Raw genomic sequence first — 21,847 nt, forward strand, 5'->3', positions numbered from 1 at the left:
ATGACTGAAATCATAGCCATATCACTGGAAAACGAGATGGATCTTGTGCTTTCGCACAAACGCACCATGAAGGTTGCGGAGAAGCTGGGCTTGACAGTCGCAACCCAAACTACCTTTGCAACCGCTGTCTCTGAAGCGGCACGTACCATTATAGAGCATACTGACAGCGGTATTTTGAGCATTTATGTGAGTGGCAGCCTGCCGCGCTATGCTTTGACGGCACACCTTGTTTTTGACAGTGAGGTCAGCTTCAGCAGGTCAGATGAAGGCTTTTACTATGCCCAAAAACTGGTGCCTGAGTTTAACCTGAGCACATCCGGTTCCGAAAGCCTGATCACGATGCAGATCGGCATTCCCCGCTCTTTAAAGCTCGACCCCGTAAAGATAAAACTACTTAAGGACTACTTTGATCATGAGCCGCCCTTAAACGCTTACGAAGAAATAAAAAAGCGTAATTTTCAGCTCAGCAAGATCACTGGTGAACAGGAAGAAGAACTCCGGCAAGCAAAGTTTATTGATGAGAAAAAGCGTGAGTTTATTTCCATAGCCAGTCACGAAATCAAAACACCGATTACGATCATTAAAGCCTATGCACAGATGCTGAAATCTTTGAATGCAGATTGTAGCGATCGTGCGAATGAGATCATCAATAAGCTCAACGGGCAAACAATTAAACTAACCTATCTTGCCAATCAGCTAATGGATGTCTCCAAGGTTGAAAATGGCAGTCTGGAATACAACTACGAAGAGGTTGGGATCAATGGATTCATCGATGATATTCTGTCTGTACTGAAATATGTGTATCCTTCGAATGAAGTGGAGATCAGTGCATGTCAGGAAGTCTCGGTAAGCATGGACAAATTGCGTATGGAGCAGGTACTCAGTAACCTGATTGGTAATGCTTCGAAATACTCCGCTAAAAATTCCCTGATCCGTGTAAAGAGTTCCCTGGACAAGGACCATGTTAAGGTTGCTGTATCCGATAGTGGAATCGGCATGTCCGCTGAAAATCTGGACCGGATCTTCGAGAAATTTTACCGGCAGCAGGAAGTGAGCAATACACATCCCGGGCTTGGAATGGGACTTTATATTACCTCTAAGATCATTTCAGACCATGGTGGAAAGATCTGGGTAGACAGTGAATATGGCAAAGGCTCAACCTTTTATTTTACCATTCCGCTTTCCAGGTAGCCCATGCCGGATTCACAAGAAAGGGGCTCGAATATGGTTGTGAATATTTTTAAAATGGGTTTTATGTTAAATTATTGTTGAAAAGATGTAAATTGGCACCATCGGGAACCATCTACATCAGCTCCTTATATGGCTCATAAAAGAACACTAAAAGTCGGATTAGATTCTGCAGCTCCATTTCCAATGCATTCAGATTACAATGCCGAAGTTTTTGAGGGTTTTGAGGTAGACCTGATGAAGGCCATCACAGCAATACTCGACTTTGAACTGGAATATGAAGTTTCTTTGTGGTCTAATATCCTGGAGAAGCTTTTTAAAGGTGAACTCGACCTGATCTGCTCTGCCGTGACCGTGACTGATTCCCGCCGTCATATCCTGGAATTCTCCAATCCTTATTTGCATTTCCGGCTTTGCGCTGTAATCAATCACGGCGATAACCTGTCTGGAATTGCCGATTTCAAAAATAAGACCATAGGGATCCGTGAAGCTACGGAGGCAGAAAAATATGTTCATGTGAATTTCCCGGCCAACAATATGGTGCATGCAGAAACCAACCGGGAGCTGTACCGCAAACTTCAGGCGGGAAAGATTGACATGCTGATCGACGATTCTCCCATTGCAGGAGGGTTCCTGCAGAAGAATCCGAAATTGAAAGTAGGGATGTACCTGCCCAATACCGATTCCCAGTATGCCATTGCCATGAAAAAAGGGGATGTGCAGCTGAAAGCCCAGTTCGATCAGGCATTGAGTACCCTGAAAGAAAATGGCCTTTACCAGACCATTTATAAAAAGTGGTTTGCAGATGTGCAGTTCTAAAATTGCTTAATTTTGTGGCATGAGCGAATTCATCTATTCTGTAAAGCACATAGCCGGAATTTTACAAGCCAAAGCCTTTCTTTCTGAGGAAACACGGATCAGTAAACTGGTGATCGATAGCCGTAGTGTGATCGATCCCGAGGGATCTTTATTCTTTGCGCTGAGTGCTAAACGTGACGGACATGAATACCTGTCCGATGCCTATGCAAATGGCATCAAGAGCTTCGTTATCAGCGATCCTGCATATGTAGCGCGCTATCCTGATGCCAATATGCTCTTAGTGCCAGATGTACTGAAAGCATTACAGACGCTGGCCGGCTTCAACAGGGCACAACATGAGCTGAAAGTCCTGGCCATCACAGGTAGCAATGGGAAAACAATTGTAAAAGAATGGCTGTACCAGTTGCTGGCAGCGGATTATAATATTGTACGCAGCCCAAAAAGTTTCAATTCCCAGATCGGAGTACCGCTCTCTGTCTGGCAGATTGGCGCCGCCCATACCATGGGCATCTTTGAAGCGGGCATTTCCCGGGCGGGAGAGATGGAGGCTTTGGCCGAAGTGATCCGGCCAACAGTGGGTATACTCACGAATATAGGTGAAGCGCATGCGGAAGGTTTTGCTTCTACCCAGGAGAAATTGCTGGAAAAGTTAAAGCTCTTCAAAGATACGGACCTGTTTGTCTACTCCCCGGAATATACGGCAGGGCTCAAAACAGATGAGCTGCCGGGCAAGCGAAAGTTTTCCTGGAGTATGAAGCAGCAGGCGGATCTGAAGATTCTGTTTGTTGAGCCTATAGAGGGACGCAATTACCTTCGGGCAATCTATAAAGGCGAGGAAATCGAGTGCCTGATCCCTTTCAGTGACCGGGCTTCGCTGGAAAACGGCATCATTTGCTGGGCAACTTTGCTGGCCCTGGGTTATACGCCGGCCCAGGCAGATGCCGGATTGGAGAAACTAACACTGGTGAGCATGCGACTGGAACTGAAAACCGGTATCAACCAATGCTCGGTGATCGATGATTCTTACAGTGCCGATACCTCTTCTCTGGCCATTGCGCTGGATTTTTTGAACCTGCAAAACCAGCATCCTAAAAAGACCCTGATCCTTTCTGATCTTTATGAGACGGGTAAAAGCGATGCGGTTTTGTATGCTGAGATTGCTGCCCTGCTGAAACAGAAAAATGTAAACAGGCTGATCGGTATTGGGGAACACCTTTCGGCAGCAGCGGCCCTGTTTGACCTGGAGTGTTCGTTTTATCAGAGCACGCAGGCATTTATAGATGATTTCCCTGCCCTGCATTTCAACAATGAAACCATTTTGCTGAAGGGTGCCAGGCGTTTTGAATTTGAGCGGATCAGTAAACTGATCGTGCAGAAGATTCATGATACGGTGCTGGAGATCGATCTGAATGCGCTGTCGGGCAACTTGCAGTTTTATAGAAATAAACTGAAGCCGGGTGTGAAGGTGATGGCCATGGTGAAGGCCTTTTCCTATGGCAGCGGTAGTTTTGAGATCGCCAATTTATTGCAGTACCATAAGGTTGATTACCTGGCTGTAGCTTATACAGATGAAGGGCTGGCATTGCGGAAAGCGGGGATCACGATGCCAATTATGGTGATGAGCCCTGAGCCTTCTGCTTTTGATGCAATCGTAAAGTATAAACTGGAACCGGAGATTTATAACCTGGAAATCCTGAAGCGCTTCAGTGCCGCACTGCATGAACAGGAAAAGGATTACCCGGTCCACCTAAAGATAGATACCGGTATGCACCGCTTGGGATTTGAAGAGCCCGATCTTCCTGAATTGATGAAGGAGCTTTCGGAAAACAAAAAGCTGAAGCTGGCTTCTGTTTTTTCTCATCTGGTAGCGAGCGATGCCGCTGAACATGACGGTTTTACGGCACATCAATTGGAACGCTTCAGCGCAATAGCAGCAACGGTAAGGGCTGGCCTTGGTTACGATTTTATCAGCCACATCTCCAATACCTCTGGCATCAGCAGGCACCCCGAAGCGCAGTTGGATATGGTGAGAATCGGTATAGGACTGTACGGTTTCGACGGAGCACTGCTGAATAATAAGGGACTGCAAACTGTGGCTGTACTGAAAACGACTATCACGCAGCTGAAACAGATCAAGGCGAATGAAACGGTAGGCTATAGCCGAAAGGGTATGCTGCCCGATGGTGGAACGATCGCTACCGTAAAAATAGGCTATGCGGATGGTTATAACCGAAAGTTTGGAAACGGGGTAGGGAAGATGCTGGTCAATGGAAAAGAGGTGCCCACTGTGGGTGTGATCTGTATGGACATGTGTATGCTGGACGTGACGGGTTTGAACGTGAAGACTGGAGATGAGGTAATCGTGTTTGATGGGCAACTGACCATCGCAAAACTGGCTGAGCAGATCGGCACCATCCCTTATGAAATATTGACGAATATCTCACAACGTGTAAAACGCGTCTATTTTTATGAATAGCGGCTAACTTTCTCTAAGTTTGCGGCATGAATAGAATTGGTAGAGCCTTATTGAATTACCTGATCAAGGGTTTATTGATTGTGCTTCCTATTGCACTGAGTATTTTTATTGTCATTTGGGCAGTCACTACAGTAGACAGCTGGCTGAACATCAATAACATCCTCGGCGTAGATCCGCATACGGGCGCCAGTAGAAATATACCCGGACTGGGCCTTGTACTGGTAATTGCGATCATTCTAATGGCAGGGATATTTGTGACCAATTTTGTCACGGAACCCATGTACCGTTGGTTCAAAAAGATCCTGGACCGCTTGCCTATTCTCAATTTCATTTATTCTTCTATAAAAGACCTCACCGAGGCCTTTGTGGGTGATGAGAAGAAATTTAACAATCCGGTGCTGGTCGAAGTGGAAGGGGAGTTGAAACGGATCGGCTTCCTGACACAGGGCGACCTTTCTGCAATCGGACTCCCGGGTGAATCGATCGTGTATTTTCCTTTTTCCTATTCTTTTGCAGGACAGGTTTATGTGGTGAAGAACGAGAAGATCAAAGCTCTGGACATGAGCGCTCCTGAAGCCATGAAACTCGTGGTATCAGGAGGCGTAAGTCATTTGAACTAGAAATTTGGTTTCAGTACATACTTGTCGTAGAACCTGAAGATGTGTTCTGTAGCCTCTTCTGCAGTATCTACCAAGCGGAACAGGTTCAGATCTTCTTCATGAATATTGTGCTCCTTTTTCAGCATGGTATTGGTGATCCAGTCGAGCAGTCCGCCCCAGTAATCTTTACCGACCAATACAATGGGGAATCTCGCAATCTTCCCGGTTTGGATGAGGGTAATGGCTTCAAAAAGTTCATCCATAGTACCCATACCCCCTGGAAGTACAATGAATCCCTGCGAATATTTCATGAACATCACCTTACGGATGAAGAAGTAGTCAAATTCCAGGAGTTTATTGTGGTCGATGTATTTGTTGTGGAACTGCTCAAAAGGCAGCTCAATATTAAGTCCTACGGATTTACCACCGTTCATATGTGCCCCTTTATTACCCGCTTCCATGATACCCGGACCACCTCCGGTGATGACGCCATAACCACGGTCGGTCAGGAGCCGTCCGCATTCTACGGCGATCTCATAATAAGGATTGGTCTCGGCTGTTCTGGCAGACCCGAAGATGGAGACACAAGGGCCTATTTTCGCCAGTTTCTCAAAGCCGTCTACAAACTCGGCCATGATTTTAAAGATCTGCCAGGAGTCTGTTACTTTGATTTCCTGCCAGTTTTTGTTTTCAAAAGCGCTTCTTATTTTCTCTTCACTTGTCATGCTTATAGGTATTAAATGTCTTAGAATTTGGTTTGCTGATCTGTTTTCTTACTGATCAGGAGTAGACCGATGAAGGTAATGAGTCCATTGACCAGGATCAGTTCTACACTAAACGTATAGCCGCCGAGCAGTGCTGCAGAATTGTTGTTCAGTACATAACATATGGCCGGAGAGACAATACAGATCAAAGGAACCAGTTTGTCGTGCAAGCCTCTTTTTCTCACAAAAAGGCCAAAGCTGTATAGGCCCAATAAAGGCCCATAGGTATAGGAAGCTACCTTAAATATCCCTTTTACTACAGACTCATCGTTGAATGCGTTGAAAATGATGATGACCAGAAACATCAGGATGGAGAAGCCTACGTGAACAGCATGCCTTTTGTTGACGGAAGCTGCGGAATTCTGGTTCTCTCCTTTATTCATCTGCAGAAAATCAACACAGAAAGAGGTAGTTAGTGCCGTTAGGGCAGAATCGGTAGTAGCGAAAGTAGCTGCGGTGAGGCCCAGCATGAAAATAATGGCAGGAACAGTCGTCAGGTGGTTCAGTGCGATTTCCGGAAAGAGAAAGTCTGTTCTGGGTTTACCTGTGACGTGATCTAATGGGATCTCTATGCCATTTTTAGTAGCGTAAATGTATAAAAGTGCCCCTACGCTGAGGAAGAAGATGTTCAGCACCACGAAAATTCCGGTGAAGGTAAACATGTTCTTTTGGGCTTCACCAATGGTTTTCATGCTCAGGTTTTTTTGCATCAGATCCTGATCCAGGCCGGTCATGGCAATGGTCACAAAGACACCACCGATGAATGCCTTGCTAAAATGGAAGCTATTGGTGAGGAAATCTTCAAAGAAAAAGACTTTGGAATATCCGCTGTTTTTGATGGTTTCAAAGGTTTGTGGAATATCCAGGCCAAGGCTGCTGCAGATGAAATACAAAGTGAGGAATACAGAGAGTACCAGAAAGAAGGTCTGCAATGTATCGGTAATGATGATGGTTTTCAAGCCACCTTTGAAAGTATAAGACCAGATCAGCAGTAGGGAGATTAGCACGGTGGCCCAGAAGGGAATGCCATAGCTGTCGAATATGAAGCGTTGCAGGACGATGACCACCAGATATAGCCTGAAGGCAGAGCCGATGGTACGGCTGATCAGGAAAATGGAGGCTGCAGTTTTATAGCTATAATGACCCAGCCGCTGCTCTATGTAGCCATAGATAGAGGTCAGGTTCATGCGGTAATAAAGCGGAAGCAGGACTGTAGCGATGACAATGAAGCCCACTGCATTGCCCAGGATAAACTGGAAGTATTGGAACTGGTTTCCGGCAGGTGCACCGACTTCGCCGGGAACGGATATGAAGGTGACGCCGGAAAGCGCCGTACCGATCATTCCAAAAGCGACCAGGTACCATTTCGAATTCCTATTGGCAATAAAAAAAGTTGAATTGTCCGAGGACTTTTTTGAAGTTGCGAATGCGATGATGATCAGCAGCAGGAAATAGCCAATTAGGAAGGAAAGGAGTATTGCTGGACTCATGATTTTGGTCGGTTAAGATGCTAAATGTAAGAAACCATGATGAATTTACCTTCATAAAACATAAAATTATCTAAGTTTGCAGGATGAACTTTTCCTCCAAATTGCTTGAAGATGCAGTGAACGAATTCTCGAAGTTGCCGGGTGTGGGGCAGAAGACTGCTTTGCGCCTGGTGCTGCACCTGCTGAACAAAGAGCAGGAAGAAGTAGAGCAGTTTGGAAATGCCATTGTGAGGTTGCGGAGGGAGATCAAACACTGCGGAATTTGTCACAACATCTCTGATCAGCAGATTTGTGAGATCTGTGCTGCGCAGAAAAGGGACAAAGAAGTGATTTGCGTGGTGGAAGATACCAGGGACGTGATGGCCATAGAGAATACCTCGCAGTATTTTGGTGTATATCATGTGCTGGGCGGCCTTATCTCCCCGATGGATGGGGTGGGACCATCTGATCTGTACATCGATTCGCTGGTACAGCGGGTGGCGACTACCCCGGTGAAGGAGGTGATCCTGGCGCTGAGTGCCACGATGGAAGGGGATACCACCCTCTTTTACCTGTACAAGAGGCTCAAAGATTTTCAGATCCCGATTACCACTATTGCAAGGGGAATCGCCTTTGGAGGTGAACTGGAATATGCGGATGAGATCACCCTGGGAAGGTCCATTGTTACGAGGGTACCTTACGAAAATTCCTTAATTAAATAAAGACAATGGATTTTAAAAATAAAGTAGTCATCATTACCGGTGCATCTTCTGGTATCGGAAAGGCCTGTGCAGAGGAATTTGCCAAAAGAGGAGCAAACCTGGTGCTGGCAGCCAGACAGTATGTGACCCTATGTGAAATTACTGCCCAGCTGGAAAAACAGTATGGCATAAAAGCAGTTGCAGTACAGGCTGATGTGAGTGTAGCTGCGGATTGTGAGCTGATCGTAAAACAGGCCCTGGTGACTTTCAACCGGATCGACATATTGCTGAACAATGCAGGGCTATCGATGCGTGCGCTGTTTAATGAAACTGAGCTTTCTGTGTTAAAGAACCTGATGGACGTTAATTTCTGGGGAACGGTTTATTGTACCAAATATGCTTTGACAGAGATTTTGAAAAGCAAAGGGACCGTAGTAGGTGTATCTTCCATTGCTGGCTACAGGGGATTACCGGGTCGTACCGGATATTCGGCCTCCAAGTTTGCTATGAATGGTTTTATGGAATCGCTGAGAACAGAGTTACTGAAAACCGGGGTGCATGTGATGGTCGCTTGTCCTGGTTTTACCACTTCCAATATCCGGGTTGCGGCGTTATCGAAAGATGGTCTGTCGCATGGCGAAACCAGCATGGAAGAAGGCAAGATGATGACTTCGGAAGAGGTAGCCTTCCGGATTGCTGAGGGCATTGCCGCTAAAAAACGTACCCTTGTGATCACAGGGCAGGGCAAACTCACTGTTTGGTTGAACAAATTGTTGCCGTCGCTGGCAGATAAACTGGTGTTCAATCATTTTACCAAAGAAAAGAACGCCTTGATCAAATAGCTTGCTTTCAAAATAAATTCAAAATTTTTAGGAAAAGATTTGCTGCTTTGCAAAAACAATTCCATATTTGCTTTTGATGATACTAACAAACGGACTTAACAACTGGTGGTGGCACAACGCAATTGCGTAGTGTAACCCTGTTTTGGACGTTTTATTTTATATAGAAAATATACATGAGGGTTGCTTTAAAGCAGCCCTTTTTTTGTTTATAACCTTTTGAAAACCGCTGGATGAGCGTAGCATAACATGAAGAAGATATTAAATCACTTATTTGAAAACAAGACCTTTAGCCGTGCTGAAGCACAGAAAATCCTGACCTCCATCGCACTGGGTGAGTTCAATACTTCTCAGATTGCAGCTTTCATCACCGCCTATGGCATGCGCAACATTACGGTGGAGGAGCTTCAGGGTTTCAGGGATGCGATGCTCGACCTCTGTATTAAGCTGGACTTTTCAGACTATGAGCTGGTAGACCTTTGCGGCACGGGAGGGGATGGTAAAGATACTTTCAACATCTCTACCCTTGCCTCTTTTGTAGTCGCAGGAGCGGGGCACAATGTGGCAAAGCATGGTAATTATGGGGTGTCGTCAGGCTGTGGATCATCAAACGTGATGGAATACCTCGGCTATAGTTTCAGCAATGACCAGGATACATTGAAGCGCAGTCTGGACCAAGCTGGAATCTGCTTTATCCATGCGCCTTTATTCAATCCCGCAATGAAAACTGTGGCGCCGATCCGTAAGGAGCTCGGCGTGAAAACTTTTTTCAATATGCTGGGCCCTATGGTAAACCCGGCGCAGCCTAAAAATCAGATCGTGGGCGTATTTAGCCTGGAGCTTGCAAGGTTGTACGCTTATCTGTACCAGGATACGGACAAAAACTATACGATCCTTCATGCAGTAGATGGATTTGATGAGGTTTCGTTGACATGCGATGTAAAGACCTTTAGTAAAAAAGGGGAGGCTTTACTGAAAGTATCGGATCTTGGTTTTTCTGAGATCGATGAACAGGCGATCAAGGGTGGCGATACGGTAGAATCGTCGGCTGAAATTTTTATGAACGTGATCAGCGGGAGGGGAACTGATGCGCAGCAAAATGTAGTGCTCTGCAATGCGGCCCTGGCCATACAGACTATCGACAGCAGCAAATCTTTCTCCGACTGTTACTATGAAGCGGAAGCTTCACTGATCGGCAAAAAAGCATTGGAAAGCTTCAATAAATTAACCAACAGAGCATGACAGCACAATTAAAAGTTTGCGGGATGAAACTACCAGATAATATCCTGGCCCTGGCATCGCTGCAGCCGAATTACATCGGTTTTATTTTCCACCGGCCTTCTAAAAGGTTCATCGATGGGCTAACCCCCTCATTTGTGAAGGATCTGCCTCCGGGGATTAAAAAAGTAGGTGTATTTGTAGATGAAGAACTCCATAAGGTAGCAGAAATGGCCTTGCTGTATGGCTTGGAGGCTATACAACTGCATGGGAAGGAGCCGGTAAAGTACTGTATGGCGCTGAAAGGCCTCCTGGCTGAAACGGGAATTGAACTGATCAAAGCTTTTGGCGTAGATGAACACTTTGATTTTTCCGTGCTTGCTGCTTATGCATCCTGTGTAGCGTATTTTTTGTTCGATACCCAAACCCCGGATCATGGTGGATCAGGAAAGCAGTTTGATTGGAAACTCCTTAGGGGATACCAACTCGATAAGCCTTATTTTTTAAGTGGTGGAATTGGACCGGAGCATGTGGCTGCACTGAAGGCGATAAATGATCCCCGCTTGTACGCGATAGATGTCAACAGTAAATTTGAGCTGGCACCGGGATTGAAAGATATAGATAGATTGAAGATTTTTAAAACACAACTATGAGCTATTTTGTGAATGAAAAGGGTTACTATGGAGATTTCGGAGGGGCTTATATCCCGGAAATGTTGTATCCAAATGTAGAAGAACTTAGGGAAAACTACCTGAAAATTATAGCAGATGAAGATTTCAAGAAGGAATTTCATCAATTGCTGAAGGATTATGTGGGGCGGCCTTCACCGCTGTACCTGGCCAGGCGCCTGTCTAAAAAATACAATGCGAATATTTTCCTGAAAAGGGAAGACTTGAACCATACCGGTGCACATAAGATCAACAATACCATCGGTCAGATTTTGCTGGCAGAAAGGCTGGGTAAGAAAAGGATCATTGCAGAGACAGGGGCGGGTCAGCATGGCGTGGCTACGGCAACTGTTTGCGCACTCCGCGGATTGGAATGTGTGGTGTATATGGGTGAGGTGGACATCAAACGCCAGGCACCCAATGTGGCACGCATGAAGATGCTGGGGGCTAAAGTGGTGCCGGCAACTTCAGGAAGTAAAACACTGAAAGATGCGACGAACGAAGCAATGCGCGATTGGATCAACAATCCCGTAGATACTCATTACATCATCGGTTCTGTGGTAGGTCCACATCCTTATCCGGATATGGTGGCGATCTTTCAGTCCATCATTTCTGAAGAAACAAAAAAACAACTGATCGAACAGACCGGTACTGACCAGCCTGATTATGTGTTGGCCTGTGTAGGTGGCGGTAGCAATGCGATGGGGATGTTCTACCATTTCCTGGATGATGAAAAGGTGAAGCTGATCGCGGTGGAAGCTGCAGGTAAAGGTGTGGACAGCGGTTTCTCTGCTGCCACTACCAGCTTAGGCAAGGAAGGCGTGCTACATGGCAGCAGGAGCATCCTGATGCAAACCCACGACGGGCAGGTGGTAGAGCCACATTCGGTGTCGGCAGGGCTGGACTATCCGGGTATTGGTCCTCAACATGCCCATTTGTTTAAAACAGGTCGTGGTCAGTATGTATCTATTACCGATGATGAATCTTTACAGGCGGGTCTGCTGCTTACCCAGATGGAGGGCATCATCCCAGCAATAGAGAGTGCGCATGCGCTGGCCTATTTGGAAAAGATGGAGCTTAAAGGTGGCGAGAATGTAGTGGTCTGTTTGTCGGGCAGGGGCGACAAAGACATGGATACGTATATGAAATATTTTAATTTATAAGAATGGGACGTTTACAAAGGTTATTTCAGGAAAAGAAAAACATATTATCTATATATTTTACTGCAGGTTATCCCAGCCTGAATGATACCATGGCGATTGCGGAAGCGCTGGAACAATCCGGGGCAGATCTACTGGAAATTGGCTTTCCTTATTCTGATCCGGTGGCAGATGGCCCTGTGATCCAGGCAAGCAGTAAGGCTGCGCTGGACAATGGGATGGACCTTAAGCTTCTATTTGAGCAGTTGAAGGACCTGCGCAAAACGGTGAAAATTCCGGTGTTGCTGATGGGTTATGTGAACCCTGTGTTGCAGTTCGGTGTCGAAAATTTCTGTAAAGCCTGTGCGGAGATTGGTGTAGACGGCTGTATCGTGCCGGACCTGCCAATGGTAGAATATGAAGAGTTGTATGCGCCGATATTTGAAAAATATGGCTTGAGCAATATCTTTTTGATTACCCCTCAGACTTCGCCGGAGCGGATTCAGAAAATTGACGGCTTGAGTAACGGATTCATTTACTTGCTGTCTTCTTCGGCAACTACCGGACAGAATTTACAGGTTGGCGATCAAACGGAAGCATATTTCTCGCGTATAGCCGCGTTGCAATTGAAAAATCCTACGGTTATTGGATTTGGAATCAGTAGCAAGGAGACATTTGATAAGGCTTGCCTGTACGCAAACGGTGCAATTATCGGTAGTGCTTTCGTAAAAAGCCTGGATGCCATGGACATCAAGGGAAGTGTAAGGAATTTTATGCAAAAGTTTAAAGCATAATTGTTTAGGGGGCTTCAGGTCTGCCAGGCCTGAAGCCCCTATATTAATCTCCTATAATGCTTTCCAAATCTCCCTTGCCCTGGCGGATAATCTCAAAGTCGCCAGAAGTACAGTCGACCACTGTAGAAGGCTCATTGTCGCCATACCCCCCGTCAATCACCACATCAACGCTTTCCTCATACTTTTCGTGGATCAGTTCCGGATCGGTAGAATACTCGATCACATCATCATCGTCGTGGATGGAGGTAGATAGAATCGGGTTGCCCAATTGCAGTACAATTTCTCTGGCAATGGCATTGTCTGGTACCCTGATACCTACCGTCTTCTTATTAGAGCTTAGGAGTTTCGGTACATTATTGTTGGCATTGAAGATGAAAGTAAAAGGTCCTGGCAAAGCCTTTTTCAATACCCGAAATGTTGTTGTGTCAATCGGTTTAATGTAATCGGAAATGTGCCTGAGGTCAGAGCAGATGAACGAAAAGTTGGCCTTTTCGGGCTTGATGCCTCTCAATCTGCATATCTTCTCGATTGCCCTTTGGTTGGTGATATCGCATCCCAGACCATAAACTGTGTCAGTAGGATAGATGATGATCCCCCCTTTTTTCAGGACTTCTACAACCTGTTCGATTGCTTTTGGATTTGGATTCTCCGGATAGATTTTGACAAGCATATGTAAATTTAGCAATTATTGCGCCTAAACTCCCTGAATTCCTTTTAATGGCATATTTTTTATTAAATTAAGGGTTATGAGAAAAGCATTTGTTGCAGTTGCTGCATTTCTGGTTTCAGCTATTCTGATGATCAGTCTGGCCTGGCCGCCTTTTTATTGGGCTTACCTATTTGTAGGGCCTGTTATCTTGTTGGGTATCTACGATTTATATCAACCTAAACACAGTATTGTGAGGAACTATCCTGTAGTGGGTCGGTTGCGGTATTTTATGGAAGACCTGCGGCCTAAAGTATATCAATATTTTGTAGAAAGTGATACGAATGGTAAGCCCTTCAGCCGCCTGAGCAGGTCCCTGATCTATCAGCGCGCTAAGATGGAAAATGATACCATTCCTTTCGGTACACAATTGGATGTGTATGAAAACGGGTATGAATGGCTGAGCCATAGCATTTCGGCGATCAGTCATCACGAACTGAATGAAAATCCCAGGGTTCTGGTGGGCGGGCCAGATTGTGCACAGCCTTATTCGGCCAGTATTTACAACATCTCGGCGATGAGTTTCGGTTCTCTGAGCCAGAATGCCATTATGGCCTTGAATGGGGGTGCGAAAATGGGAGGTTTTGCACACAATACAGGTGAAGGCGGGATCAGTGATTATCATGCTAATCCAGGTGGAGATCTGATCTGGCAGATTGGAACCGGGTATTTCGGTTGCAGAAATCACGATAATGGATCCTTTGATCCGGAGGCTTTTGCCAAGCGCTCTAAAACGGAGCAGGTAAAAATGATTGAGATTAAATTGTCGCAGGGTGCTAAACCTGGTCATGGCGGGATTTTACCAGCACGTAAGGTGACTCCGGAGATCGCCAGAATCAGATTGGTGAAAGAGGGTTTTGATGTCATTTCTCCGCCTGCGCACTCCGCTTTTAAAACACCTCTGGAGATGATGGCCTTTGTAAAGCAGTTGAGGGATTTGTCAGGTGGTAAACCAATTGGCATAAAGCTTTGTATTGGTAGAAGGAGTGAGTTCTTTGCGATCTGCAAAGCGATGGTAGAGACCGGTATTTATGTAGATTTCATCACTGTGGATGGGGGTGAAGGTGGAACGGGTGCTTCTCCCCAGGAATTTTCGAATGCGGTGGGCATGCCCTTACGTGAAGCTATTGCTTTTGTGTACGATGTGCTGACTGGTTTTGACCTCAAGAAACACATTAAGATCATTGCTTCCGGGAAAGTTGCGTCTGGATTTGACCTGGTGAAGAACATCGCCCTTGGTGCCGATCTCTGTAATTCGGCCAGAGGTATGATGTTTGCGTTAGGCTGTATTCAGGCGTTGGAATGTAATAGTAATACTTGTCCGACCGGAGTAGCTACACAGGATCCAAGCCTGATGAAGGGTTTGGTGGTTGAAGATAAAACGGTGCGGGTATTTAATTTCCATAGGTTGACCGTGGCAAGCGCTGTGGAGTTGCTGGGTGCTGCGGGACTTCACCATCCTTATCAATTGACCAGGGCTTACATCAATCGTAGGATTGCACCAAACGTCATGCAGTCGTACATGGAGAGTTTCCCTTATATACCTGAAGGAAGTTTGTTGAAGACGCCTTATCCCTTGAGGTTTGAGTTGGGAATGGCGTTGAGTGTTTCCTCAAGTTTCAATCCTAGCGATTATAAAGTATCTCTTGTTGATTATGCGCATGCAAATTCTTATGCAGATCAGTTGGACGAAGGTAAGAGTAAGCCTTAAGTGTTTATAAAAAAAAACAGGCTCCCGGAAATTTTTCCGGGAGCCTGTTTTTTTTTATAAGACTTTTTTTAGAATTCCGCGTTTCTTGGGAAACGTGGGAATGCAATTACGTCCCTTATGTTGGTCATGCCGGTCACGAAAAGCACAAGCCTTTCGAAGCCCAGTCCGAAACCGGAGTGTGGGGCGGAACCGAACCTGCGGGTGTCGAGGAACCACCACAGCTCTTCCTGAGGGATGTTCATATCTTCCATACGCTTGGTAAGGCGATCCAGTCTTTCTTCACGCTGTGAGCCTCCAACGATCTCGCCGATGCCTGGGAACAGGATGTCCATGGCCGCAACGGTTTGACGCCCTTGTTCGTCAGGTTCGTTCTGACGCATGTAGAAAGATTTGATATCTGCCGGGTAATCCGTTAAGATTACAGGCTTTTTGAAATGTTTCTCTACCAGGAAACGTTCGTGTTCAGATTGAAGATCGGCACCCCATTCGTCGATTAAGTATTTGAACTGTTTCTTCTGGTTGGGTTTAGAGGATTTCAGGATCCTGATTGCTTCCGTATACGTAATGCGTTCGAAATCATTGCTCAGACAGAAATTGAGTTTGTCGATGAGTGAAAGTTCGCTGCGTTCGTTTTGTGGTTTCGATTTTTCTTCTTCCAGCAAACGTCCGTTTAGAAATTCCAGTTCTTCCTTGCAGTTTTTCAGCGCATAGTCGATGACATATTTCAGCATGTCTTCTGCCAGCTGCATGTTGTCTTCCAGATCAGCGAATGCTACTTCAGGCTCAATCATCCAAAACTCCGCCAGGTGGCGGGTGGTGTTGGAGTTTTCGGCCCTGAATGTTGGTCCGAAAGTATAAATTTGTCCAAACGCCATTGCTGCCAGCTCTCCTTCCAGTTGGCCTGAAACAGTTAAGTTAGTAGCTCTGGCAAAGAAATCTTCTGAGAAATCGATCTTACCTTCTTCAGTGCGGGGAGGATTGTCGAGGTCCAGTGTGGTCACTTTAAACATTTCTCCTGCGCCTTCTGCATCTGAAGCAGTAATCACCGGCGTGTGCATGTACACAAAACCTCGTTCATTGTAAAACTGATGTATCGCAAAGGCAAGCGCATGACGTACTTTAAATACCGCATTAAAGGTGTTAGTCCGGAAACGGAGATGTGCAATTTCCCTTAAAAATTCAAGACTGTGCTTTTTAGGTTGCAGGGGGAATTTCTCTGGGTCACTATCACCGAGGATTTCTATAGACTCCGCTTTGATGTCTACACGCTGTCCTTTTCCTAGCGACTCTACTATTGTTCCAGTAACAGCTATTGCAGCGCCGGTAGTAATGCGCTTCAATAATTCCTCCGGTGTATTATTGAAGTCGACCACAACCTGGATATTCCCTATGCAGGAACCATCATTTACAGCAATAAACTGGTTGTTGCGAAAGGTTCGCACCCAACCCATAACAGTAACTTCCCTGTTAAACTCGTTTGTCTCTAACAGACTTTTAACTTTTTCTCTTTTAATCATGATTTTATTGTGGAGCAGGTCAAAAATAAGGATTTCCATCAATAAATAAGGATTAATGTATAATGTCTGCGTTTTGAGTGGTTTTTGAGTTTTGCAGTGATTTTTTTTGGGTTATGTCCGGTTTTGATATGTGTTTTTGTGGATTTTATTTAGTATGATTGTTTATTTGCGTGTTTATTTTGTGTGTTTTGTTTATTTTATTGATTTTTTAGGTGAATTTGGTGTTGTATTGTTGTTGTTTTTACTGTTTATTCAGGTTTCAATTCGTTTTTATGTGTGTTATTTCAATTTTTTATAGTTTAAAATCAATTTGTTAGTATATTTTTTTAATTTTTATTGAGATATATTGTGAAATGTAATAAAAGTACCTATATTTGTAATGCTCGTTTAATTTATATTTGGTTAGAGAGGCATACAATTGGATAGTTGTATGCCTCTTCTTGTTTTTGGACAATTTTATTATGTAATTTTTTTGGCAAAAAAAAAGGGTATCCAATTTGGATACCCTTTTTTAATATAGTTTAGTTGACTTAGGCCAATACCTTAGTTACTAAATCTGAAGCTTCTTTTAATGCAATTGCAGAATAAACTTTCAATCCTGATTCATCGATCAGTTTTTTAGCTTCTTCGGCGTTGGTGCCTTGAAGACGGCAGATGATAGGAACTGGCACATTGCCCATTTCTTTATAAGCGTCGATCACACCTTGAGCAACACGGTCACAACGAACGATACCTCCAAAGATATTGATCAGGATAGCTTTTACATTTGGGTCTTTAAGGATGATGTTGAATCCGGCCTTAACAGTTTGTGCATTGGCAGTACCACCCACATCCAGGAAGTTAGCCGGCTCACCACCTGCAATTTTGATGATGTCCATAGTTGCCATCGCAAGGCCTGCACCATTAACCATACAACCCACGTTTCCGTCAAGTTTAACATAGTTTAGGTTAGACTCGCTTGCTTCCACATCTGTAGGATCTTCTTCAAGTTTATCACGCATTGCTGCATAGTCTGGGTGACGGAACAATGCATTTTCGTCAAGGTCTACCTTCGCGTCTACTGCAATGATTTTATCATCTGAAGTTTTCAATACGGGGTTGATCTCGAACATCGAAGAATCAGTACTGTCATAAGCTTTGTATAGTGCAGATACAAATTTGACCATTTCTTTGAACGCAGCACCGCTAAGGCCCAGATTGAAAGCAATCTTTCTTGCCTGGAAGCCTTGAAGGCCAACTTTTGGATCAATTTCTTCCTTGAAGATCAGATGAGGCGTGTGTTCTGCCACTTCTTCAATGTCCATGCCACCTTCGGTAGAGTACATGATGATATTTCTTCCGCTTGCACGGTTCAATAGTACACTGATGTAAAACTCCTTAGTTTCCGAAGCTCCAGGATAATAAACGTCCTGCGCTACCAAAATCTTGTTGACTTTCTTGCCTTCAGGGCCTGTTTGTGGGGTAACCAATTGCATTCCTAAGATTGCAGTGGCTCTCTCTTTAACCTCATCAAGGTTTTTGGCAAGTTTTACACCACCGCCTTTACCCCTGCCACCTGCGTGGATCTGAGCTTTAATCACAACCCAGTCTGAATTGTAGTCAGTTTTCATTTTTTTAGCAGCTTCTACAGCTTGCTCTACCGTGTCGGCAACTATACCTTCCTGTACGGCTACTCCAAAACTTTTAAGTATTTCTTTACCTTGATATTCGTGGATATTCATTCGCTGAAAAAATTTGATCCAAATCTACAACTTCCGAGTCTTTATACAAAGCAATGACGGTGATTGTTACACTATTTTTTGTTTTTAAGGAAATACTGCTGTGTCTGCCAATCACGGTAATTCCATGAAAGCCATGTGGTCTCGCTGTATTGTTCCTCAAAATGCCTGATGCGGTCGTCCAGATACTTGTTGAAGGCTTCGGTTTGTAGTTTTTGGTCTTCATGGGTAGCTACATAAATACTTCGATTTGTGTAGGGAAGAAATGACGCAGAGCGGCGGATTTTATTTAACAAAAACCTGTTCTGATCCAGGAGCGGGAGCGTATTGTCTGATAGGCCCATCAGGTGATCAAAATCCAGACTTATATTATTCCGGTTATTCAGGTTATACCCGATGATGAGGAGGTCCCAGTTGACAAGTCCCGATAGGATCAACAGCAGATACCAGATCAGACCATTGACCCTGCAAAGGTAAAATAATGTTTTTTTCTTTGCTACCTTCAGGTAAACCGTCAGCAGTCCGACACTGCATAATATAAGAAAGATCAATACCCCGATTCGTTTATAAGTAAGGCCATGTGCATCAATATATTGAAAATCCCTGAGTGCTACAGATAATACTAAAAACGCATTTTGAATGATCCATAAATAAGCCAATACGCGGATTGTCTTGTTTTTGCTGTAAAAATTCAGGTTTCCGTTGAAGAAATAAAGAATGACTACCATTGCCATAATGATGCTGATGATTAAAGCATTGGTGCCTTCATGAAGTTCAGCGGAATAATTTGTGCCTTGTTTCAATTCGCCGAGCCAAAGGGTTGCTATATCTATACTATTTAAGAAAAGCAACAGTAAGTTCAGTGCCAGAAAGGAGAGGATGCCGATGATGTTTTCTGTCTTTAGAGCCAATTTTCTCTTCAATAGTTTCCCTGCAAAAACCGACATGATCTCGTAGCCTATTGAGCGATTGATGTTGCTTCTTCTTTTTCGTTTCAGCTCTTCGTCAAGACCCAATTCTGCCTTTTCCAGGGAATTGTCTTTTAGCTTGAGCAGGACTGCTGTGGTGATCACAATCCCCAATACGATATGGAGTAGCCTGTTAAAACTGAGGTCTGCAAACAGGAATGTGAATAACTGGCTCAACAAGGTGCCAAGTGATGCAGAAAATTGCTGAAGGTACTTCGCGAAAACAGGACTGGCGATACTGTAGAGGATACAGAACAATGAAGTTGCAATGATAGGAATGAAAACATATTTGAAGATTTTGAGCAATGGAGTGATGGAAAGACCCCCGAAATGAGTGTTTGCGATTTCCTTGAAAAGGTTTACAGGTGCCGTAACGAATTGAAGGAAGGCGGCAAAGGCAATTACAAAGGTGCTTTTTAATAAGGAGAAATGGACGACACCCGTCAGTATGGCCAAACTGATATACCAGGCAATAACCGTTAAGTTTGATTGATTCATTACCACAGTAAGTGCGCTGAGCACGTGTGCGGACATAGCCAGGTAAACTTTTTTGTTTTTCTGCTTCTCTTTGTCTATTAAAATCACGATCAGAATGAAGAGAGAATAGATCATCAGATTAATCGCTTGTTTCTCCATCCAAAAAAGGTAGTTGAAAAGAAGCCCGCCACAGACAATGGCGTAAAGGTGTAAGTTAATTTGCTTTTTCATGTATTGTTTTATGTTGAGATTATTATGAATATGCTCTATTAGGGTTTGTGTCTTTTCGTAAAAGAACTTTGTTTTTCAAAGTAAGTGAATCAAAAAATAAGCCTTTCGGCTGCGTAAACAAAAGTACTTTGTTTTTCAAAGCTATGTATTATTTTCTGAAAAGCAAATCCTATGGTTACATTTTTAAGAACGGCCTTAATATTTAAGGTTGTCTGATGTTTTTATTAAGTTTGCAGTTATGCTAAAGGCCACAGGTATTAAAAAATCTTATGGGAATCTACCCATATTAAAAGGAGTTGATTTTGAAGTCGGGAAGGGGGAGATTGTAAGTATTATAGGCGCTTCCGGAGCAGGGAAAAGCACTTTGTTGCATATCCTGGGTACCTTGGATAAGCCTGATGAGGGAAGCGTGGAGTTGAATGGTACTAAAGTAAGCGCATTGTCGGGTGAGCTGCTTAGCGTATTTCGCAACAGAAATATTGGTTTTGTATTCCAGTTCCATCATTTGCTGCCTGAATTTACTGCACTGGAGAATATTTGCATCCCGGCTTTTATAGCCAGGATTGCAAAGAAGGATGCCGAGAAAAGGGCGGCAGAATTGCTGGAGCTCCTGGGTTTGACAGATCGCGCAAACCATAAGCCGAATGAACTGTCCGGTGGAGAACAGCAGCGGATTGCTGTGGCGAGGGCGCTCATTAATAAGCCGGCCATTATCCTGGCAGATGAACCATCAGGTAATCTCGATTCTGCCAATGCCGACTCCCTGCATCAGTTTTTTATTACATTAAGAGACAATTTTAAACAAACGTTCGTCATCGTTACGCACAACGAAGGCTTGGCAAAGATCAGCGATAGGGTGGTGACGATGAAAGACGGGTTAATTATATAAATTTGAAAATACTTATCACTGGCGGGAAATCTATCCAGGCCCTAAAAATAAAAAATACTTTTAATGACAGCGATGTGGTGTTGGCCGATTATGGTGATGCCCCTCAGTTTCCTTCGGATAAATACTGTTTCATTTCTATCGGAGAACGAAATGATACCATTATAGCACATAATTTATTAACCATTTGTCTTGATCAGGCTGTAGATACACTGATGCCGCTCTATGATTTTGAAATTGAAGAGGTTATCAAATCCAGTGTCCTGTTCCAGGAGTTTAATATCAACATTTTAGTACCTGAAAAAGGACAGGTAATATCCGGGTAATGAAAATAGAAAAATACCTTCAGGAGAAAAAGGCTTTTGTATTTGAATTGGACGATGTGCTATTTCCAAAAAAGGATTATTTGTTGCAGGTTTACTATCTGTTTGCACAGTTCATTGAATATGGAGAACAAATTAGCGCAACAGAAATCCTGAACGTCATGCAGGAAATTTATCTGGAAAGGGGTGAAGAAGCGCTTTTCGAGCAAACTGCAGAGCGTCTGCGGATTCCAGGGAAATACAAAGTAAATTTTGACTTACTTTTACTGGGAGCAAGATTACCCTTGAAATTATTGTTGTACAACGAAGTACTTGCATTATTACAAGCTATAGTTGTGGAACGTAAGCAATTATTTTTATTTACTGATGGCGACCCGGCGATGCAGCTCAATAAGATCAAGCAAATTGAATGGAATGGTATGGAAAAATACCTGACAGTTTATTTTGCTGCGGAAACGGCTTCGAAACCATCAGCTGATGGTCTTGAACTGCTGGTCTCCAAACATGGATTACAAAAAAATGAAGTCTTATATGTCGGACAGTCTGATCTTGACAGAACTTGTGCATCAAAAGCAGGGATTGAATTTTTAAATGTTAATGAACTATTATTAACTTAATTACGTTAATACAGCTAAT

20 protein-coding genes are annotated in these 21,847 nt (G+C 44.1%); 14 read left to right on the forward strand and 6 right to left on the reverse strand.

The features are described from left to right. From WAE59_RS01770 to WAE59_RS01785, 4 genes are all read left to right on the forward strand, one after another. The gene (locus WAE59_RS01770; protein ID WP_337854206.1) at positions 1–1,191 is read left to right on the forward strand and encodes an ATP-binding protein; all 1,191 of its coding nucleotides are present in this window, start codon (positions 1–3) and stop codon (positions 1,189–1,191) included. A 129-nt stretch (positions 1,192–1,320) separates the two neighbouring features. Further along, positions 1,321–2,007: a substrate-binding periplasmic protein gene (locus tag WAE59_RS01775; protein ID WP_337854207.1), complete on the forward strand. Its 687-nt coding sequence runs from the start codon at positions 1,321–1,323 to the stop codon at positions 2,005–2,007. Between the two features lie 19 nt (positions 2,008–2,026). Further along, the gene (locus WAE59_RS01780) at positions 2,027–4,483 is read left to right on the forward strand and encodes a bifunctional UDP-N-acetylmuramoyl-tripeptide:D-alanyl-D-alanine ligase/alanine racemase (RefSeq protein ID WP_337854208.1); all 2,457 of its coding nucleotides are present in this window, start codon (positions 2,027–2,029) and stop codon (positions 4,481–4,483) included. 26 nt (positions 4,484–4,509) lie between these two features. Beyond that, positions 4,510–5,103 carry a DUF502 domain-containing protein gene (locus tag WAE59_RS01785; protein ID WP_337854209.1) on the forward strand — a complete coding sequence of 198 codons (594 nt, stop codon included), beginning with the start codon at positions 4,510–4,512 and terminating at the stop codon, positions 5,101–5,103. On the opposite strand, the gene WAE59_RS01790 is transcribed toward WAE59_RS01785, so the two are convergent. Then, a complete protein-coding gene (locus WAE59_RS01790; protein ID WP_337854210.1) occupies positions 5,100–5,807 on the reverse strand; it encodes a TIGR00730 family Rossman fold protein in 708 nt (235 codons plus the stop codon). The two genes, WAE59_RS01785 and WAE59_RS01790, sit on opposite strands and share 4 nt — an antisense overlap. A 20-nt stretch (positions 5,808–5,827) precedes the next feature. Beyond that, on the reverse strand, positions 5,828–7,336 hold the full coding sequence (locus WAE59_RS01795) for a sodium:solute symporter (RefSeq protein ID WP_337854211.1): 1,509 nt from the start codon (positions 7,334–7,336) through the stop codon (positions 5,828–5,830). 83 nt (positions 7,337–7,419) lie between these two features. On the opposite strand from WAE59_RS01795, the gene recR reads away from it, so the two are divergent. From recR to trpA, 6 genes are all read left to right on the forward strand, one after another. Next, positions 7,420–8,037, forward strand: a complete 618-nt coding sequence (gene recR, locus WAE59_RS01800) for a recombination mediator RecR (RefSeq protein ID WP_337854212.1) — start codon at positions 7,420–7,422, stop codon at positions 8,035–8,037. A gap of 5 nt (positions 8,038–8,042) precedes the next feature. Beyond that, positions 8,043–8,858, forward strand: a complete 816-nt coding sequence (locus WAE59_RS01805; protein WP_337854213.1) for an SDR family oxidoreductase — start codon at positions 8,043–8,045, stop codon at positions 8,856–8,858. A gap of 246 nt (positions 8,859–9,104) precedes the next feature. Next, complete coding sequence (trpD, locus tag WAE59_RS01810; RefSeq protein ID WP_337854214.1) at positions 9,105–10,097, forward strand: anthranilate phosphoribosyltransferase; 993 nt, start codon at positions 9,105–9,107, stop codon at positions 10,095–10,097. After that, positions 10,094–10,726, forward strand: a complete 633-nt coding sequence (locus WAE59_RS01815; RefSeq protein ID WP_337854215.1) for a phosphoribosylanthranilate isomerase — start codon at positions 10,094–10,096, stop codon at positions 10,724–10,726. The genes trpD and WAE59_RS01815 overlap by 4 nt, the downstream gene beginning before the upstream one ends. Further along, complete coding sequence (gene trpB, locus WAE59_RS01820) at positions 10,723–11,904, forward strand: tryptophan synthase subunit beta (RefSeq protein ID WP_337854216.1); 1,182 nt, start codon at positions 10,723–10,725, stop codon at positions 11,902–11,904. The genes WAE59_RS01815 and trpB overlap by 4 nt, the downstream gene beginning before the upstream one ends. 2 nt (positions 11,905–11,906) lie before the next feature. Continuing rightward, on the forward strand, positions 11,907–12,674 hold the full coding sequence (gene trpA, locus WAE59_RS01825) for a tryptophan synthase subunit alpha (protein WP_337854217.1): 768 nt from the start codon (positions 11,907–11,909) through the stop codon (positions 12,672–12,674). Between the two features lie 43 nt (positions 12,675–12,717). On the opposite strand, the gene WAE59_RS01830 is transcribed toward trpA, so the two are convergent. After that, entirely contained in the window at positions 12,718–13,344 is a 627-nt protein-coding gene (locus WAE59_RS01830; RefSeq protein WP_337854218.1) for an L-threonylcarbamoyladenylate synthase, read from the reverse strand. A 76-nt stretch (positions 13,345–13,420) separates the two neighbouring features. Between WAE59_RS01830 and WAE59_RS01835 the strand changes: the two genes are divergently transcribed. After that, the gene (locus WAE59_RS01835) at positions 13,421–15,091 is read left to right on the forward strand and encodes an FMN-binding glutamate synthase family protein (RefSeq protein WP_337854219.1); all 1,671 of its coding nucleotides are present in this window, start codon (positions 13,421–13,423) and stop codon (positions 15,089–15,091) included. Between the two features lie 68 nt (positions 15,092–15,159). Here WAE59_RS01835 and asnS read toward each other — a convergent pair whose 3' ends face one another. From asnS to WAE59_RS01850, 3 genes are all read right to left on the reverse strand, one after another. After that, positions 15,160–16,608: an asparagine--tRNA ligase gene (gene asnS, locus WAE59_RS01840; protein ID WP_337855351.1), complete on the reverse strand. Its 1,449-nt coding sequence runs from the start codon at positions 16,606–16,608 to the stop codon at positions 15,160–15,162. A gap of 530 nt (positions 16,609–17,138) precedes the next feature. Then, positions 17,139–18,329, reverse strand: a complete 1,191-nt coding sequence (gene sucC / locus WAE59_RS01845; RefSeq protein WP_337854220.1) for an ADP-forming succinate--CoA ligase subunit beta — start codon at positions 18,327–18,329, stop codon at positions 17,139–17,141. A 71-nt stretch (positions 18,330–18,400) separates the two neighbouring features. Beyond that, positions 18,401–20,002: a DUF4153 domain-containing protein gene (locus tag WAE59_RS01850; protein WP_337854221.1), complete on the reverse strand. Its 1,602-nt coding sequence runs from the start codon at positions 20,000–20,002 to the stop codon at positions 18,401–18,403. 238 nt (positions 20,003–20,240) lie between these two features. Between WAE59_RS01850 and WAE59_RS01855 the strand changes: the two genes are divergently transcribed. From WAE59_RS01855 to WAE59_RS01865, 3 genes are read left to right on the forward strand one after another with little or no spacing between them, the layout of a single operon-like run. Further along, entirely contained in the window at positions 20,241–20,891 is a 651-nt protein-coding gene (locus WAE59_RS01855; protein ID WP_337854222.1) for an ABC transporter ATP-binding protein, read from the forward strand. Between the two features lie 2 nt (positions 20,892–20,893). Then, complete coding sequence (locus WAE59_RS01860) at positions 20,894–21,214, forward strand: hypothetical protein (RefSeq protein ID WP_337854223.1); 321 nt, start codon at positions 20,894–20,896, stop codon at positions 21,212–21,214. Continuing rightward, the gene (locus tag WAE59_RS01865; protein WP_337854224.1) at positions 21,214–21,828 is read left to right on the forward strand and encodes an HAD family hydrolase; all 615 of its coding nucleotides are present in this window, start codon (positions 21,214–21,216) and stop codon (positions 21,826–21,828) included. The genes WAE59_RS01860 and WAE59_RS01865 overlap by 1 nt, the downstream gene beginning before the upstream one ends. Positions 21,829–21,847 lie beyond the last annotated feature (19 nt).

The organism is Pedobacter sp. GR22-6 (genome assembly GCF_037402555.1).
Classification (GTDB): domain Bacteria; phylum Bacteroidota; class Bacteroidia; order Sphingobacteriales; family Sphingobacteriaceae; genus Pedobacter.